The organism is Flavobacterium enshiense DK69 (genome assembly GCF_000498495.1).
Lineage (GTDB): Bacteria > Bacteroidota > Bacteroidia > Flavobacteriales > Flavobacteriaceae > Flavobacterium > Flavobacterium enshiense.
On sequence record NZ_AVCS01000013.1, the window covers coordinates 108926 to 125432 of the forward strand.

Annotated in this window: 12 protein-coding genes; 8 read left to right on the plus strand and 4 right to left on the minus strand. The window is 39.9% G+C overall.

Annotated elements, in window-relative coordinates:
• Window positions 1-31: 31 nt before the first annotated feature.
• Window positions 32-1225, minus strand: coding sequence for an MFS transporter (locus FEDK69T_RS09305; RefSeq protein ID WP_051385113.1), 1194 nt, complete (start codon window positions 1223-1225; stop codon window positions 32-34).
• A 116-nt stretch (window positions 1226-1341) separates the two neighbouring features.
• On the opposite strand from FEDK69T_RS09305, the gene FEDK69T_RS09310 reads away from it, so the two are divergent.
• The 8 genes from FEDK69T_RS09310 to FEDK69T_RS09345 all read left to right on the plus strand — a co-directional run bounded on the left by FEDK69T_RS09310 (window position 1342) and on the right by FEDK69T_RS09345 (window position 9281).
• Window positions 1342-1800, plus strand: a complete 459-nt coding sequence (locus FEDK69T_RS09310; RefSeq protein WP_023573907.1) for a GNAT family N-acetyltransferase — start codon at window positions 1342-1344, stop codon at window positions 1798-1800.
• Window positions 1801-1817: 17 nt separating this feature from the next.
• Window positions 1818-2618: a class I SAM-dependent methyltransferase gene (locus FEDK69T_RS09315; protein ID WP_023573908.1), complete on the plus strand. Its 801-nt coding sequence runs from the start codon at window positions 1818-1820 to the stop codon at window positions 2616-2618.
• A gap of 264 nt (window positions 2619-2882) precedes the next feature.
• Window positions 2883-4280 (plus strand): MBL fold metallo-hydrolase RNA specificity domain-containing protein, encoded by a 1398-nt coding sequence (locus tag FEDK69T_RS09320; RefSeq protein WP_023573909.1) that lies wholly within the window; start codon window positions 2883-2885, stop codon window positions 4278-4280.
• 4 nt (window positions 4281-4284) lie between these two features.
• Window positions 4285-4956, plus strand: a complete 672-nt coding sequence (locus FEDK69T_RS09325) for an LOG family protein (RefSeq protein ID WP_023573910.1) — start codon at window positions 4285-4287, stop codon at window positions 4954-4956.
• Window positions 4957-4960: 4 nt separating this feature from the next.
• On the plus strand, window positions 4961-5407 hold the full coding sequence (locus FEDK69T_RS09330; RefSeq protein WP_023573911.1) for a DUF1569 domain-containing protein: 447 nt from the start codon (window positions 4961-4963) through the stop codon (window positions 5405-5407).
• A 121-nt stretch (window positions 5408-5528) separates the two neighbouring features.
• Window positions 5529-6206, plus strand: coding sequence for a tRNA (guanosine(37)-N1)-methyltransferase TrmD (gene trmD, locus FEDK69T_RS09335; RefSeq protein ID WP_023573912.1), 678 nt, complete (start codon window positions 5529-5531; stop codon window positions 6204-6206).
• A 255-nt stretch (window positions 6207-6461) separates the two neighbouring features.
• Complete coding sequence (rplS, locus tag FEDK69T_RS09340; protein WP_023573913.1) at window positions 6462-6812, plus strand: 50S ribosomal protein L19; 351 nt, start codon at window positions 6462-6464, stop codon at window positions 6810-6812.
• A 246-nt stretch (window positions 6813-7058) separates the two neighbouring features.
• Window positions 7059-9281, plus strand: coding sequence for an NADP-dependent isocitrate dehydrogenase (locus FEDK69T_RS09345; RefSeq protein WP_023573914.1), 2223 nt, complete (start codon window positions 7059-7061; stop codon window positions 9279-9281).
• A 266-nt stretch (window positions 9282-9547) separates the two neighbouring features.
• Here the strand turns inward: FEDK69T_RS09345 and FEDK69T_RS15480 are convergent, their stop codons facing one another.
• The 3 genes from FEDK69T_RS15480 to FEDK69T_RS09360 form a co-directional block, all read right to left on the minus strand.
• Complete coding sequence (locus tag FEDK69T_RS15480) at window positions 9548-13537, minus strand: PKD-like domain-containing protein (RefSeq protein ID WP_023573915.1); 3990 nt, start codon at window positions 13535-13537, stop codon at window positions 9548-9550.
• 141 nt (window positions 13538-13678) lie between these two features.
• Window positions 13679-15550, minus strand: coding sequence for an OmpA family protein (locus tag FEDK69T_RS09355; protein ID WP_035630547.1), 1872 nt, complete (start codon window positions 15548-15550; stop codon window positions 13679-13681).
• 17 nt (window positions 15551-15567) lie between these two features.
• Entirely contained in the window at window positions 15568-16503 is a 936-nt protein-coding gene (locus FEDK69T_RS09360) for a PorP/SprF family type IX secretion system membrane protein (protein ID WP_023573917.1), read from the minus strand.
• Between the last annotated feature and the right edge of the window lie 4 nt (window positions 16504-16507).

Consider the following 16507-nt stretch of genomic DNA (forward strand, 5'->3'; position numbering starts at 1 on the left):
TTGATTTTAATTTTGAATTGCAAATATAAGGCTATTTTATAAATATATTTCTTTTTGGTACTGCTCCTACCTTCCTTTCGTAAGTAACAAAATACACTATAAAAGAAGTAATGGAAAGCAAAGCACATCCGATAGAAAAAGTCTCCCAACCTCCTACTTTCCAAAGCCATAATCCGAAGGCCGATCCTAAAGCCGTTCCTAAAAAACTGAAAGACATATAAACAGTATTCATTCGGTTTCTCGCTTCAGGCAAAAGCGCATACACTCTTGTTTGGTTGGAAATGTGAACCGACTGTAATCCGACGTCAATCAAAACAATACCGATAAGAATTCCGATAACACTTTCCGAAGAAAAATAAAAAACCACAAAGCTCAATAGTAAAAACAGTAGTCCGTAACCGATTACCTTTCTCGGTTGCCCTTTATCACCCAATTTACCGACCAACGGAGCTGCCAAAGCTCCCGATGCCCCAACAATCCCGAACAATCCGATGGTTGCACTGTTGAAATTAAAAGGCTCACCCGAAAGGAGCAACACCATGGTCGTCCAGAAGGCTCCGAATTGCGCAAAGCTCAACGCATTGATCAGCGTTGCTTCTCTGAGCATCGGTTGTTCTTTTATTAAAGTGAATAACGATTTTAGCAACTGACCGTAAGTTCCTTTAAAATCAGGTTTATTGACTGGAAATTGTTTCTGTATCACGAGAATTATCAGGAAACACAACCCGGACGCGATCCAAAACATCCCGCGCCAGCCTAACCATTCACCAACAAATCCGCTAATAGTTCTTGAAAGAAGAATACCTAACAGCAGTCCGCTCATAACAGTTCCGATTACTTTACCTCTTTGCTCTGGAGAAGCCATGGTAGCCGATAATGGTAAAATCAACTGCGGAACGATCGATGAAGCGCCTATTAAAAAACTGGCAATCTGAAGCATCACAAAATTAGTAGCCGATGCCGCCAAAAATAAGGCCAATACAGCGGCTAATGTGGTAAATAGTATCTGTTTTTTCCGTTCTAGTTTATCCCCTAGCGGAACCATGAAAAACATTCCAACCGCATATCCCGCCTGAGTAAGATAAGTAACTGTTCCGGCAACATTCTCTGGAACTGAAAATTCTTTTGCAATTAAAACGATTAAAGGCTGACAGTAATATAGATTGGCAACAATCAGACCAGTGCAAACAGCCATGAAGCCAACGTCTGTTTTAGATAAATTCATACCACAAAAGTAAAGGAGACCTTTCTTAATTAAATCCTAAATATTTCCGAAAATTATCTCGAGAGCTATCGCAGTTCATCCGATAAAAGTATATTTGCTTACAAGCATAAATCAACATGAAACCTAAAATAATTACGTATCAACCACATTACAAACAGAGTTTTATCGATTTAAATACTGCCTGGCTTGAAGAATACTTTTATGTAGAGCCGCACGATTTGGATGTCTTTGAAAATATTGAAGATGTCGTACTTAAGCCCGGTGGTGAGATTTTTTTCTGTTTGGTTGATGATGAAGTCGCCGGTACTGTTGCGATGCAAAAAGTATCCGATACGGTATATGAAATGGCGAAACTGGCCGTCGACAAGAAATTCCAGGGTCAGAAACTTAGCAATTTACTGATTGATGCCTGCATTGACTTTGCTAAGTCGAAAAAAGCCGAAAAAATCATGCTGCTTTCAAGTACCAAATTAATCCCGGCGCTCAGTCTGTACCGAAAATATAATTTCAAGGAAACACCGATGGATGAAACCGACTACGATCGTGCCGATATCCAAATGGAATTGTACCTTTAATCAAATTAAAAACAACCATGGAAATCCCGAAAGATTATTTAGACATCAATAAAAGAACCTGGAACAGCAAAACCGACGTGCATGTTACCTCCGATTTCTATGATGTAGAAGGTTTCCTCAACGGGAAAAACACCTTAAACGAGATTGAACTTTCTATTTTGGGAGACGTATCCGGAAAGAAAATCCTGCATCTGCAATGTCATTTCGGTCAGGATACCCTTTCGTTAGCAAGACTTGGCGCGAAAGCGACCGGTGTGGATTTATCCGATAAAGCCATTGAAAAAGCAAAAGAACTCAACACAAAAATGAATCTTGATGCCCAATTCATCACTTGTGATGTTTACGATTTGCCGAATCATCTCAACGAAAAATTCGACATCGTTTTCACCAGTTACGGCACCATTGGCTGGCTTCCTGATTTGGACAAATGGGCCAAAGTGATTAACCATTTCCTGAAACCGGGCGGCAAATTAGTTTTCGCGGAATTCCACCCGATGGTCTGGATGTTTGACAATGATTTTAAAGAGGTGTTCTACAGTTATTTTAATGTCGAAACGATAATCGAAGACGAATCCGGAACGTATGCCGACCGAAATGCGGAAATTTCGGCGCAGACAGTAACATGGAACCATCCACTTTCGGAAGTTTTAAACGCTTTAATCAGCAACGGCCTGACAATCGACAGTTTTAACGAGTATGATTATTCTCCTTACAACTGTTTCAATGAAACGGAAGAATTTGAGAAAGGAAAATTCAGAATTAAACATTTAGGAAATAAAATCCCAATGGTCTATTCTCTGACAGCAGTCAAAAAATAATAAAACCACAATAGCATATTACTTTGTCAGTTCGTTTCTCTTGCGCACAATCCCAGGCAATAAATCAAGAAATCCTAAAAAAGCATTCCTTTAAAAAATTAACACACTACAAACCAATAGTTTAAGAAAAATTTTACTAACTTACTGTTCGAAAACTGAGCGTTATCAGTCAGGGTTTTATCATAAAACGATTTCACAACACAAAGAGTTTTAAAAACCTCTTATCATCGCTGCCCAAACTAACCTGAAACAAGCAGTATCAAAATGGACGTAAGTATTTTATTTTTAGGAGCAGCCAGCGAAGTAACGGGATCGAAATACCTGTTAAGAATAGACCATTTTAACCTATTGGTTGATTGTGGAATGTTTCAGGGAAAACGAAAACTAAAAGAACTGAATTGGGCGGACTTCCCAATAAAACCAGAAGAAATAAATGCTGTAGTATTAACTCACGCCCACACCGATCACACAGGATACTTGCCCCGTTTAGTCCGTTTAGGTTATAAAAACCCTGTTTATTGTACGAGTGCTACCGCAGATTTAATGCACCTTATGCTAATGGACACTGCCAAATTTCAGGTTGAAGACGCTGAATTTGCTAAGAAAAAAGGCTATTCCAAACACGAAAACCCGAAACCTTTATTCACACAGGAAGACGTAGAGTGCATTCAGCCGATGATCAGGACCGCTTCCTTTGAGGAAAGAATCCAAATCACGGAACAAATAGCTGTCACCTTCTACAACGCTGGGCATGTTTTGGGAGCTGCTATTATAGAAATAACTCTCATTGGCGATACTGAAACAAAAAAAATTGTTTTTTCCGGAGATTTAGGACGATACAATGATCCCTTGCTCTACCCGCCAAAAACCATAGATTTCGCTGATATACTCTTTGTGGAATCTACTTACGGCGATAAAATAATTAAACAAACCGACAGAAATGATATTATTGAGATAATGAACGAGACGTTTGAGAAAGACGGCAATCTTATGGTACCTGCTTTTGCCGTAGGACGCACTCAAACATTATTGATGTACCTTAAAAACATCATGATGACCAAGGAAATACCATTGGTCAAAATCGCAGTTGACAGCCCTATGGCTATTTCGGCAACGGAATTGTACCGGAAACACAGTGACTATCATAAATTAAAGGACATCGATTTGGAAGAGGACGAGGCTTTTTTGATACTAAAAAAATGCCTTATCATTTCTAAAACTTCAGATGATTCCAAAAAAATTAATGACATAACCCAAGACTTGGTTATCATCGCCGGAAACGGCATGATGTCAGGCGGACGAATCATGCACCATCTTTTTCATCGTCTTTCAGACCCAAAAAACGTTGTACTGATACCTGGCTATCAAGCAGAAGGCTCCAAAGGAAGGCTTTTACAGGAAGGAGCCAAAACCATCAGGATTTTCGGCCAGGAAATCGACGTTAACGCCAAAATATTTACCATACACGGATTATCAGCACATGCGGACCGGAACGAACTATTACAATGGTTAAGCGGATTTAAACGAGCGCCGATGAAAACTTTCGTGATTCACGGCGAAAAGGAAAGTGCCGGTGCTTTATGTGAAGCTTTAAAAGAACAGGGATGGAATGCCCAAGTCCCATCTTACATGGATGAGATTGAACTCTTTAAAAATATCTGACATCATGAAACAAGAAAGCCAAAAAATTTTTTTTGAAGCAAAAAGGGATCTTTCCGATGAAATAAGGGATTCCTTTAAAATCATGGCCGATTTATGGGAAGGAATAGCTGCCTTTCAGGAAATAAACAATTGTGTAACCGTGTATGGTTCGGCCCGGTTCCAAGAAGGACACAAGTATTATGAATTGGCCCGAGCTATGGGAAAAAAATTAGCTGAAAACGGTTTTACTGTAATGACCGGCGGCGGTCCGGGCGTAATGGAAGCCGCTAACCGGGGAGCAAAAGAAGGCGGCGGCACTTCTTTAGGATGCAATATTGTTTTGCCATTCGAGCAAAAACCCAATCCATACGTAGACAAAATGGTTGAATTTGATTTTTTCTTCACCCGTAAAACAATTTTGCGAAAAAACTCCCTTGCTTACGTCCTGATGCCGGGAGGCTTGGGAACCATGGATGAAATCTTCGAAGTCCTGACACTTGTTCAAACCAAAAAACTTCCCCACCGTCCCATCGTTTGTTTAGGAAAAAATTATTGGGAAAAATTGAGTAATTTTATACGCGACACTATGATTCAGGAAGGAACTATTTCCGAAGAAGACCTGAGTTTAATGTTATTGACAGACAATACAGACGAAGCCGTCGAATACATAAAATCACACATCATCAAAAAAACGTAACACTATGGAAAGTTTATTTGACCCTAAGGGTACTCAAGACATTATTGAAAGAATCAACAAACTTCAGCCTACAGCATTATCACAGTGGGGAAAAATGACGGTTGGCCAAATGCTGGAACATTGCCAGGGCCCATTAAAAGTAGCATTCGGCGAAATACAAATAAAAAGAGGGCTTATGGGGTTACTTTTTGGAAAAATGGCTAAAAAGACATTGGTTTCACGAAGACCTTTTGACCATAATTTACCTACTACCAAAGAATTCATCGTGAAACACGAACCTGAATTTGAAAAAGCAAAAGCCGAACTCATCAATAGCATCGCTCGTTTCAGCAAAGGTCCCTCAACGATTAAAAATCTTAAACATCCTTTCTTCGGACATATGACTGAAAAAGAATGGGACACCGCTCAGTGGAAACATTTGGATCATCATTTGAGACAGTTCGGAGTTTAAAATTTTTAAACATAAGTAAAAAAAGGGAAAAGGGATAAGTAATGGCAAGTCCCTTTTCCCTTTTCCTTTTTCCCTCAAAACCACTACCTTTGCAACTTTATAACTCAGCAACTCAAAAAAAATGCGCATCGATATTATTACCGTTTTACCGGATTTAATCCGAAGTCCGTTTGAAGCTTCCATCCTTAAAAGAGCTATTGCCAAAGGATTGGTGGAAGTTCACATGCACAATCTTCGCGATTACAGTACCAACAAACACAAAAACGTAGACGATTACCAGTTTGGTGGCGGTGCGGGCATGGTAATGAGTATCGAACCGATTGACGCCTGCATTTCAAAACTGAAAAGCGAGCGCAATTACGATGAAGTAATTTACATGACGCCCGATGGTGAAACGCTTAACCAGCAAATGGCCAATTCGTTATCGCTTTTAGGAAACATCATTATCCTTTGCGGCCATTACAAAGGCGTAGACCAACGAGTTAGGGATCAGTTCATAACGAAGGAAATTTCCATTGGTGATTATGTTTTATCCGGAGGTGAATTGGGCGCGGCCGTTTTATGCGATGCCATTATCCGATTGATACCTGGCGTTTTGAGCAACGAAACTTCTGCCTTAACGGACAGCTTTCAGGACAATCTGCTTTCCCCTCCTATTTATACACGACCTGCGGAATACAAAGGCTGGAAAGTCCCAGATGTATTGCTAAGTGGTAATTTTGCTGAAATTGAAAAATGGCGTGAGGATATGGCGTATGAACATACTAAAACACGCCGACCTGATTTGTTGGAGGAGTAATTTACAGTGGACAGATAGCAGAAGACAGATTACAGAAAGCAAATCAAAAGTGCAGTCACTAAATTAGGTTTGAAAGAACTTTTAATTTCAGACATCTTCTTGTCTCTCGCTTCTATTTTCTATTCTCTATTTTCCCAAACTCTGTAAAAAATTTGTAGTTCAAAATAAAATTTGTAATTTTGCACCCACATTCAGCCCAACCTCTGACGATAACCGTGAATGTTGCTCTGATTCAAACATTTAACTTTAACAATCATGTCAAATTTATTAAAATTTGTTCAAGACGAATTCGTAGCGAAAAAAGATTTTCCTCAATTCAACGCTGGTGATACTATCACTGTTTATTACGAAATTAAAGAGGGTGAAAAAACTCGTACTCAGTTCTTCAAAGGAGTTGTTATCCAAAAAAGAGGTGCTGGTGTAACTGAAACTTTCACTATCCGTAAAATGTCAGGCGCTGTTGGTGTAGAGCGTATCTTCCCTGTAAACATGCCGGCTTTACAAAAAATCGAAGTTAACCAAAGAGGTAAAGTTCGTAGAGCTCGTATCTTCTACTTCAGAGAACTTACTGGTAAAAAAGCTAAAATCAAAGAAAGAAGAAGATAATTCACTTTCTGAAGTTTATAAGATCAGCCCCGATAACCTCGGGGCTTTTTTTATGCAAAAAATTAAACCTCAAATTATCATTTTGATAAATTAAAACGTCCAAAATAACAATCTCGCAATTCGTTCATTTCCCGACAATTTCCCAACCGCTTTTCGGACTGATTTTCTTATATTTGCTATGCTTTTTTAAGCATCTTTCAACAAATAGTTTTAAAAACACAGCTATAGCATTTAAAATTCAACAAAATGGCACAAAAATCAAAAATCCATTACACTTTGACTGATGAGGCTCCAATGTTAGCCACTCATTCATTCTTACCAATTGTACAGGCTTTTACAGCGCCTGCCAACATCGATATCGAATTACGCGATATTTCTTTAGCAGGACGTATTTTAGCTAACTTCCCTGAATTTTTAAAAGACGATCAGAAAATTGGTGACGCTTTAACAGAACTTGGCCAGCTAGCCACTACACCTGAAGCGAATATCATCAAATTACCAAATATTTCCGCTTCGGTTCCGCAGTTGAAAGAAGCCATCTCTGAATTACAGGCGCATGGTTTTGCAGTGCCAAGCTATCCGGAAGATCCTGCCAACGATGCAGAAAAAGAAATCAAAGCAAAATACGCTAAAGTTTTAGGTTCTGCCGTAAACCCGGTTTTACGTGAAGGAAACTCAGACCGTCGTGCGCCAAAATCAGTTAAGAATTATGCTAAAGCAAACCCGCATTCAATGGGCGCTTGGTCTGCAGATTCTATCACTGAAATCGCCCACATGGAGGCTGGTGATTTCTACGGAAGCGAAAAATCAGTTACTGTTGAAAACGATACTCAATTCGTAATCGACTTTATCGACGCAAACGGAAACGTAACAAACTTAAAAGCTGCTTCTAAATTAAAAGCAGGTGAAGTAATCGACTCTTCGGTTATGAGTTTGTCAGCTTTAAAAGCATACGCGAAAAAAGAAATCGCTGACGCTAAAGCAAAAGGACAATTATTGTCATTACACCTGAAAGCTACGATGATGAAGGTTTCTGACCCAATCATCTTCTCTGCTGTTGTAGAGGTATATTTCGAAGAAGTATTCGCAAAATACGCTGATGTTTTAAAATCATTAAATGTAGACACGAGAAACGGTTTGGGTGATGTTTATGCAAAAATCGCAGGACACCCTCAACAGGCTGAAATTGAAGCGGCACTTGCAGCAGCTTTAAATAACGGTCCGGCCGTGGCTATGGTTAACTCTGATAAAGGAATCACGAATTTCCACGTTCCATCTGACGTAATTGTGGATGCTTCAGTTCCGGCTTTCGTACGTTCTTCAGGAAAAATGTGGAACGCAAAAGGCGAATTACAAGACACTAAAGCTTTAATCCCGGACAGAAATTACGCTGGTTTATATGTGGCTACAGTAAACTTTTGCAAAAAGAACGGTGCTTTCGACCCTAAAACTATGGGATCAGTTCCAAACGTTGGCTTGATGGCTCAAAAAGCAGAAGAATACGGCTCACATGACAAGACATTCCAGGCTACTGCTAAAGGAATCATGAGAGTTCACGACGGAAACGGCACTACTTTCATGGAGCAAAACGTAGAGGCTGGTGACATCTTCAGAATGTGTCAGACTAAAGACGCTCCTATTCAGGACTGGGTTAAACTTGCAGTAAACAGAGCAAGATTATCTAACACTCCTGCTGTTTTCTGGTTGGATGACAAACGTGCTCATGATCGTGAGATGATCAAGAAAGTGGAGAAATACCTGAAAGATTACGATACAACCGGTTTAGACATCCGTATCTTAAATATCGTTGATGCAACTACATTTACCTTGGACAGACTGAAAAATGGTTTAGACACTATCTCTGTTACCGGAAACGTATTGCGTGACTACTTAACTGACTTGTTCCCTATTTTAGAATTAGGAACTTCAGCGAAAATGTTATCTATCGTTCCGTTGATGAATGGTGGTGGTTTATTTGAAACCGGAGCCGGAGGTTCTGCACCGAAACACATAGAACAATTTATCGAAGAAGGATATTTACGTTGGGATTCGCTTGGTGAGTTCTTAGCTTTAGGAGCTTCATTGGAGCATTTAGGTCAAACACAAAACAATACTAAAGCATTGGTATTGGCAGAAACGTTAGACGAGGCGAACGATAAATTCCTTAAAACTGACAAATCCCCCGCTCGTAAAGTGGGACAAATCGATAACAGAGGTTCTCACTTCTACCTGGCAATGTACTGGGCTGAAGCGTTGGCAAACCAAAATAAAGATGCCGAATTACAAGCTAAATTCGCTCCTGTTGCCACTGAATTACTATCTAACGAAGCAAAGATCAATGATGAATTAATTGGTTCTCAGGGCAAGCCGCAAAACATCGGAGGTTACTACCATCCGGCAAACCAGTTAACGGACAAAGCAATGCGTCCAAGTGAAACATTAAACACAATTTTACAAAAGTTGTCTTAGTGCATTTCACACTTGAAATAATTACAAAGGCGGTTCGAAAGAATCGCCTTTTTTATTTTAGGAGCAACTCGATGCATTTTCATAAAAAGAACTGCTCCTGCTGTCCACTATATTTTTTGTCCCGTTTAGGACGGGACAAAAAGATGCCGTTCCCATCAGGGCTAAAAACAAGCATAGTTTTTCAAACACATTCTTTCAGGATGTCGTAAAATAATAAAGCCACTCAAATGAGTGGCTTTATTTTTTATTAAATCAATTGATCCTACTTATCGTTTCATCGAGAAGTGGGCCTTAAATTGCTTATCAGCACCATTCTCTTTGTATTTAACGGTAAACCAGTAATCCGTAGACGGTAAAGTATGACCGTTGAAAGTTCCGTCCCATCCTGCTCCCGAAGGAACGATTTGTTTCAGTAACTTACCGTAGCGGTCGTAAATATGAATTTCAGAATTCGGCTGATCATCGCTTAACGACCAGATGTTCCAGGTATCATTATAACCGTCACCGTTCGGTGTAAAGAAATGCGGATATCCAATAGTCAGGATACCGTTAAGGGTGATATCAGTACATCCCTTAGTATCATGAATCGTTATGGTATGTGTACCCGGTAACACATTAATGAATACATTACTTGTCTGGAACGCACCTCCGTCCAAACTGTACAAATACGTTCCGTTTCCTACTACAGTTACCGTGATAGCCTGAGTATCCTCAAAATAATTCGTAACTACAGCCGAGGCACTTTGTGCCGGATTAGACTCGTCAACATTTATTACAAACTGATCTGTACAACCTGTACTCGAATCCATTATCACAACAGTATACTGACCTGCCTGAGTAGCCTCATAAGAACTAGTTGTCGCAATCACAGTATTCATATCACCGCCATAATACCATTGGAAAGTATAGGAAGCCGGACTTAAGCCTGTATCCATAGTATATCCGGAAATCAATGTTCCGGTTGCACTGTCTAAACAAACCGTTCCCGGATCTATAGTCGTTTTAGGCTTCGGATTTACCAGAATAACAATTGTTTTCGGTTCTCCAGAACAACCATTATACATCGGTGTAACAGTATATGTCACTGTTCCTTGTGTATCTCCAGTAGTTTCCAGATTCTGATCGATCGGTATACCTGCTCCCGGAGTAGTTTCAGTTCCACTTCCATCAGAAGCACCGGTAACTCCGCTTTCAACAACAGTCCACATGATTGAAGTTCCCTGAATAGTCGGCATAACATTAATTCCAGATGAATCGCCACTACAAATATCTTGTGGAGCTCCAATACCAAACACTTCCGGTGTCGGATTAACTGTCACTGTGACTGTAACCGGAGTACCAATACATCCGTTAACCGTCGTTGGTGTAATCGTATAAATAACCGTACCTGGCGTCAAACCAATTGTACTTAAAGTTTGAATGATCGCACTTCCTGAACCTGAAGAAGCTCCAGTCACACCAGTTGCTTGAACAGTCCAATCGAAAGTAGTATTTGGTACAGTGGGGGTCAACTGAATATTGGTAGTCTCTCCCGTACACAACTCGTCTGAACTCGGACTCGGCTGAACATTAGGATAAGGGTAAACATTAACCGTCACTACTACCGGAGTCCCCATACAATTTCCATTAATTGGTGTAATGGTATAAACAACCTGACCAATATTTGTACCTGTAGCAGATAAAACCTGATTAATTGAAGATCCTGTTCCACCTGATGCTCCAGTTGCTCCCGATAGCTGAGCAGCGTTCCAAGTAAAAGTAGTACCAGGAATTGTGCTCGTCATTGTTATATTTGTTGGATTACCTGAACAAATAGACTGTTCTGTAACATTCACGATAACATCCGGAACCGGCGATACCGTAACAATTACGTCGATTGGCAAACCAACACAACTTCCTACAGCCGGAGTAATAGTATAAGTAACTGTTCCAACTGTATTTCCGGTTGTAAGCACATCAGAAATGATGCTTCCGCTTCCATTAGTTGCTCCGGATGCCCCTCCAGTTTGAGTAACAGTCCATGAGAAAGTGGTATTCGGTACCGTTCCTGCTAATTGAATTCCGGAAGACTGACCCGAACACAAAGATTGCGACGATGGATTAGCAGCTACCGTAGGTGTTTGTACCACTGTTACAGTTGCAGAACCAGATACTGTCTGAACACAGTTCGGAACCGTTCCGGCAGTCACATCAACCAATGCGTAAGTGGTATCGACTGTCAAATTACCTGTATTAACGGTAGCATTACCAGCTGCATCAAGAAGTACCGGTTGTCTTGGTCCTCCATTAATAGTATAACCCACGGTTGCTCCCGGAGTTCCGGAGAACGATATTGTAGCCGGTTGACCAAAACATACCGAAGTTGAACCTAAAATCGAAGCTGTCGGCTGAGGCGCGATATCTATAACAACTTGTTCCGTTAATGGCGTTGTACATCCCGTTCCCGCAGTAACATTCACTAACTGATATGTTGTTTGTACCGTTAAAGCCGCAGTTGGAAAAGTTGTTGTTCCAGATGCCGGTAAAACGACAGAAGCAGCTGTCCCGTTTACTGTATAGTTAACCGTTGCGTTTGGAGATCCGCTGATTGTAATATTAGCTGTTGATCCTGTACAGATTAGAGATGGTCCTGAAATTGTTATGTTAGCCGTTGGCGATGACAATACATTTACATCAGCTGTATCTGAACATCCGTTGATGTCAATATAAGTAATTGTCGCAGTACCCACATTAACCCCTAAAACATCTCCCGTTGAATTAACTGTTGCTACAGTTGGATCAGATGTCGACCACGCATTTGATGCTGCCGGAGGATTAGTAGATGATAATGTCGTAGTCGCACCGATACAAGTTGTTAATGTTCCCGATATTACCGGTAAAGCATTAACGGTTATCGTTACCGTTGTCGAACAACCGCCACTATTTGTATAGGTAATATCAGAAGTACCAGGATTAACTCCTAAAACATTTCCTGCTGAATCGACTGTAGCAACAGCAGTATTGGATGATGTCCACGGATTTACAGCGGCAGGTGTTGGTGAACCAAAAAATTGTGTTGTTCCGCCAACGCAAATTCCCGATGCTCCTCCTGTAATCGTAGGCAACGGGCTAACTGTTACTGTACTTGAAGGATTAGTTACACTTCCATTACAAATCACAGCATTACTACTGTCTAAATTTTTAACGGCAACTAAAGTATAAACTCGTGTACTTGAAGGTGTGTCTGTAAATTGGTAATTTCCGGCAGCATCGAGCAAACGTGATTGTATTGGTCCGCCGTCTATCCTGTAATCAACCGTTGCTCCAGGAGTACCGGTAAAAGTGACCGTAACATTTTGGCCCGAACAAATCTGTGTTGGGGTTACTGACATTGTTGCTGTCGGGATCGGTAAAACCCTCAGATTAAAGCTGGATATGATATAACATTTAGTGCTGATATTATACACTTTGACATAAATAAGCTGTGGATTTGCGATATTCCCATAGAACACCGGCAATTGAAGAGCAGTATTATCATTATTAACATCATCAACTGCATTAGCATATGAGATATAAAAATTCATTGCCGTATTTGGCTCTGTACATATCTTGCTTCTATGTGAATTAAGATTAAAAATACCTGTACTAGTAGTTGAGCAGGTAGGCAAATCAGGAATAGGAGTTTGGACTAAGGTTGGCGATTTTGGAAACGCACCAGTACCAAGAGTTGCACTACCAATCCAATTAAGCGTGAAACCAGTATCAGTAGCATACGGCCTGTCGATAGCGATGTAATAGATTTCACCAACTGCTACTGTCAGCCATTGTACATAGGCTAAATTATTACCTCCAGTACCAGACCAAGCAAAATTACTAGGAGTACTGCCATTCATACCTGTAATGTTGTTGGGTAATCCAGCTTCAGAAGGATTAGTTGCATTGCATCGGATTGGCGTGCCTAAACCGGTCCCACAAGTTCTGTTTGGTCCGTAAACAAAAAAATCGTAATCACCAGTAAGAAGATCAGGATTATTTGGAGTTAAATTAAACCCCAATGTACCCGCCTGCGCAATAGTAACTTTCAGCCAAAGGGAATTGTGCTCGCGACCAGGACCACATCCGGCAACTTCAAACGCGTTCCCATAACCGTCGGTATTGGTAATAAAACTACCGTCACCACATACTGGAATTGCATTAATACAATCGTTGGCCTCGACTTGTCCAAAAACGGTATTTCCAAAAATAAATACTAAAAATAGTACTAAAATCTTTTTCATTATATCAGGTTTATTTAAGAGCAATAGCTAATTCCTGTTTTTAGCAGGAATTAGCTATTGTTTGGGGGTTTTATTTTAAACTCTCAATGCAAGTGTAACGACATTGAGGCGTAAAGATTGTAAACATTTTGTTAAATTTTTTTATTTCTTTACAATCATAAATTCTGATCGTCTGTTTTGTGCATGCTGCTCATCTGTACAATTAGAGCCACAATCTACTTTTGGTTCTGTACTTCCAAAGCCTTTTCCACTCACACGATCTCTTGAAATACCCTTCGAAATCAAGTATTCAACAGTTGACTGTGCTCTCTGTTTTGAGAGCTTAAGGTTGTAAGAAGCACTTCCTTTAGAATCTGTATGGGATTTTACAAAAATCACCATCTTCGGATTGTCCTTCATCACCTTAACCAATTTATCCAATTCACCAGCACCTTCCGGTGTTATGTTACTTTTGTTATAATCGAAATAAACATTGTTTAAAATTACCTCAGTCTCGGTCACAATTACTTCAACCGGCATTAACTGCGCTTCCACAACAGATTGACCTGATTTGATTTTATCAATCGGGAAAGTTGCCGTTTCAAAATTATCGGCTTTAACCTGGAAAGTATAATTAGTTTCACATTCAACCTCATAACCTACTCTTCCTCTTGCATCTGTTTGTCTTGTTTCGATAACATTGCCTTTAGTATCTAGAATAGCAACCGAAGCATTTGAAAGAACAGCACCTGTTTTCTTATTGGTTACCGCAGCAATTGCTTCAGCTTTGCATACTTCCTTGGCAGCGTAGATGGCATCAGAGCCACTTCTGTCTGAAGAAAAATAACCAACATTGGCTGATTTATTATAACTGAAAGCGAAATCATCTTTTTCAGTATTTACTGGTTTTCCAACATTTTGAGGTTGCTCGGATTTGTTTAAATCCATTCTGAAAATATCTAAACCTCCAAAACCTTGTTTCCCTGAAGAAGCGAAATACAACACGTTGTTTTCAGTAATAAAAGGGAAGTTTTCTTTTCCGGCAGTATTAACAGCTGGCCCCAAATTCTGAGGAGTACCACTGGTGTTTCCGTCAATCGAAACTTTCCAGATATCAGATTCGCCTAAACCATCCGGCATGTTAGATGCAAAATATAAAGTCTTTCCATCATTGCTCAAGCTTGGATTAGTCACAGAATAATTTGGACTGTTAAACGGTAACGCTGTAATATTCGTCCATTTTCCGTTTACTTTCTCGGCTCTGTACAAACCTTGTTGTGCAATTTTCGTGTTGCTTTTTTTATTCTTTTCGAATTGTCCCACACTGTGTCCGTCTCTTGCAAAAAACATTACATTTCCGTCTTTGCTTACAGTAACCGGACCGTCATGATATGGAGTATTCAATTCCTTAACTGCAACCGGCTCTGAAAAAGTACCGTCTGAATTACGGGTTGTCTGGAAAATATCCAAGTATGGCTGGTTAGCCCATTTATCCTTTTTCTTACCTGCATTTCTTGTACTTGCAAAATATAAGGTGTTATCGTTTGTAAGTACTGCACCGAAATCGCTGCTGCCTTTAGCACTAATTGCTATCTCAGAAACGTCAAACATCTTATCTTTTTTGGTAAGGCTCGGAATATAATTCGGATTTGCTTTGTGTTCCTTAGCTCTCGAATCAGAAGGCATTAACGCAGCAAAAGCATCCATTTGCTTGTTAGCTTCCTCATATCTTCCCAAGGTTTTTAGAGTTTGGGCATAGCGGAAATAAGTTTCAGCATCCGCTTTTGCTTCAACAGCTTTACCATACCATTTTGCAGCCTCAGTCGCATTATTGATATTGTAATAGCAATCCCCTAGTTGTTTGGCAACATAAGGCGTAGCAGTATCTTTATCAGTAAGCTTCAAATATTCTTCAATAGCGTTTACGTACTGATAGCTTTCAAAATACTGATCGGCTTTTTTAGATTGTTTGTCCTGAGCATACCCCGTGGTCATCAATAATAACAAGCCTATTTGTATATAAATTCTTTTCATTTTTTAGCTTCTTTTGATTAGAAATATCTTGGTGATATTGATGTCTTTTTAGGGAAATTCAAGTCAAATAACAACATAAATTCGTGTGACGATTTAGTTGTTGCATCCAAATCTGAAATAATGTGGTCATACGCATAACCAAGACGTATTGAAGGTGTGATACGGTAATTTACCATTGCACCAAACGAGTCCTCAAGTCTGTAGGTTGCTCCTGCTTCGAACTTCTCAAAGAACAAAAAGTTAGCCGACACGTCCAAAGAAGTTGGAGCGCTGAAAGCCGATTTTAACATGAATGAAGGCTTAAATTTTGTGTTCTCTGATAATTGAAACACATATCCTCCCGTTAAGAAGTAATGCTGCGTTTCACTACCAAATTTGTAATCATCTCCGTCCACATGTAAATCAAGATGTTTAGCATCTAACATATTAGGTACAGAGAACGATACATAATATTTATCTGTGTAGTAGAAAACTCCACTACCGATATTGAAATAGGTATTGTTAACGTTTTCACTGAACGCAACGTCTCCTCCATCCGGAACATATCCGTTTCCGATGTCACTGAATAGGCCAACGTTATGAAAAGTCACACCTGATTTTAATCCGAATGCCAAACGATGCTCACCTCCTAAATTTAAGGTATAAGCGAAATCACCATAAACATTAGTTTCTTCAACCGGGCCAATTTTATCTGAAATCACAGATAATCCTAAACCAACATTTTTACCAACCGGACTGCTCGCGGCGAATGTCAGGGTTTGTGGAGCCCCTTCCACATTAACCCATTGGTCTCTGTATAAGACCCCAATAGCCAAATTCTCTTTGGAACCGGCATAAGCTGGATTAACCACATTCATATTATACATATATTGTGTATAATGCGGGTCCTGCTGTGCTTGCATGTCTGTGGTAATTGCTCCCAACAGAAGAATAGCAAAATAAATTTTTTTCATTTTC

What these genes read in the sequence shown, in the direction of transcription:
- FEDK69T_RS09305 (WP_051385113.1), bottom strand. Translation starts at nt 1,225, where the DNA reads ATGAATTTATCTAAAACAGACGTTGGCTTCATGGCTGTTTGCACTGGT.
- FEDK69T_RS09310 (WP_023573907.1), top strand. Translation starts at nt 1,342, where the DNA reads ATGAAACCTAAAATAATTACGTATCAACCACATTACAAACAGAGTTTT.
- FEDK69T_RS09315 (WP_023573908.1), top strand. Translation starts at nt 1,818, where the DNA reads ATGGAAATCCCGAAAGATTATTTAGACATCAATAAAAGAACCTGGAAC.
- FEDK69T_RS09320 (WP_023573909.1), top strand. Translation starts at nt 2,883, where the DNA reads ATGGACGTAAGTATTTTATTTTTAGGAGCAGCCAGCGAAGTAACGGGA.
- FEDK69T_RS09325 (WP_023573910.1), top strand. Translation starts at nt 4,285, where the DNA reads ATGAAACAAGAAAGCCAAAAAATTTTTTTTGAAGCAAAAAGGGATCTT.
- FEDK69T_RS09330 (WP_023573911.1), top strand. Translation starts at nt 4,961, where the DNA reads ATGGAAAGTTTATTTGACCCTAAGGGTACTCAAGACATTATTGAAAGA.
- trmD (WP_023573912.1), top strand. Translation starts at nt 5,529, where the DNA reads ATGCGCATCGATATTATTACCGTTTTACCGGATTTAATCCGAAGTCCG.
- rplS (WP_023573913.1), top strand. Translation starts at nt 6,462, where the DNA reads ATGTCAAATTTATTAAAATTTGTTCAAGACGAATTCGTAGCGAAAAAA.
- FEDK69T_RS09345 (WP_023573914.1), top strand. Translation starts at nt 7,059, where the DNA reads ATGGCACAAAAATCAAAAATCCATTACACTTTGACTGATGAGGCTCCA.
- FEDK69T_RS15480 (WP_023573915.1), bottom strand. Translation starts at nt 13,537, where the DNA reads ATGAAAAAGATTTTAGTACTATTTTTAGTATTTATTTTTGGAAATACC.
- FEDK69T_RS09355 (WP_035630547.1), bottom strand. Translation starts at nt 15,550, where the DNA reads ATGAAAAGAATTTATATACAAATAGGCTTGTTATTATTGATGACCACG.
- FEDK69T_RS09360 (WP_023573917.1), bottom strand. Translation starts at nt 16,503, where the DNA reads ATGAAAAAAATTTATTTTGCTATTCTTCTGTTGGGAGCAATTACCACA.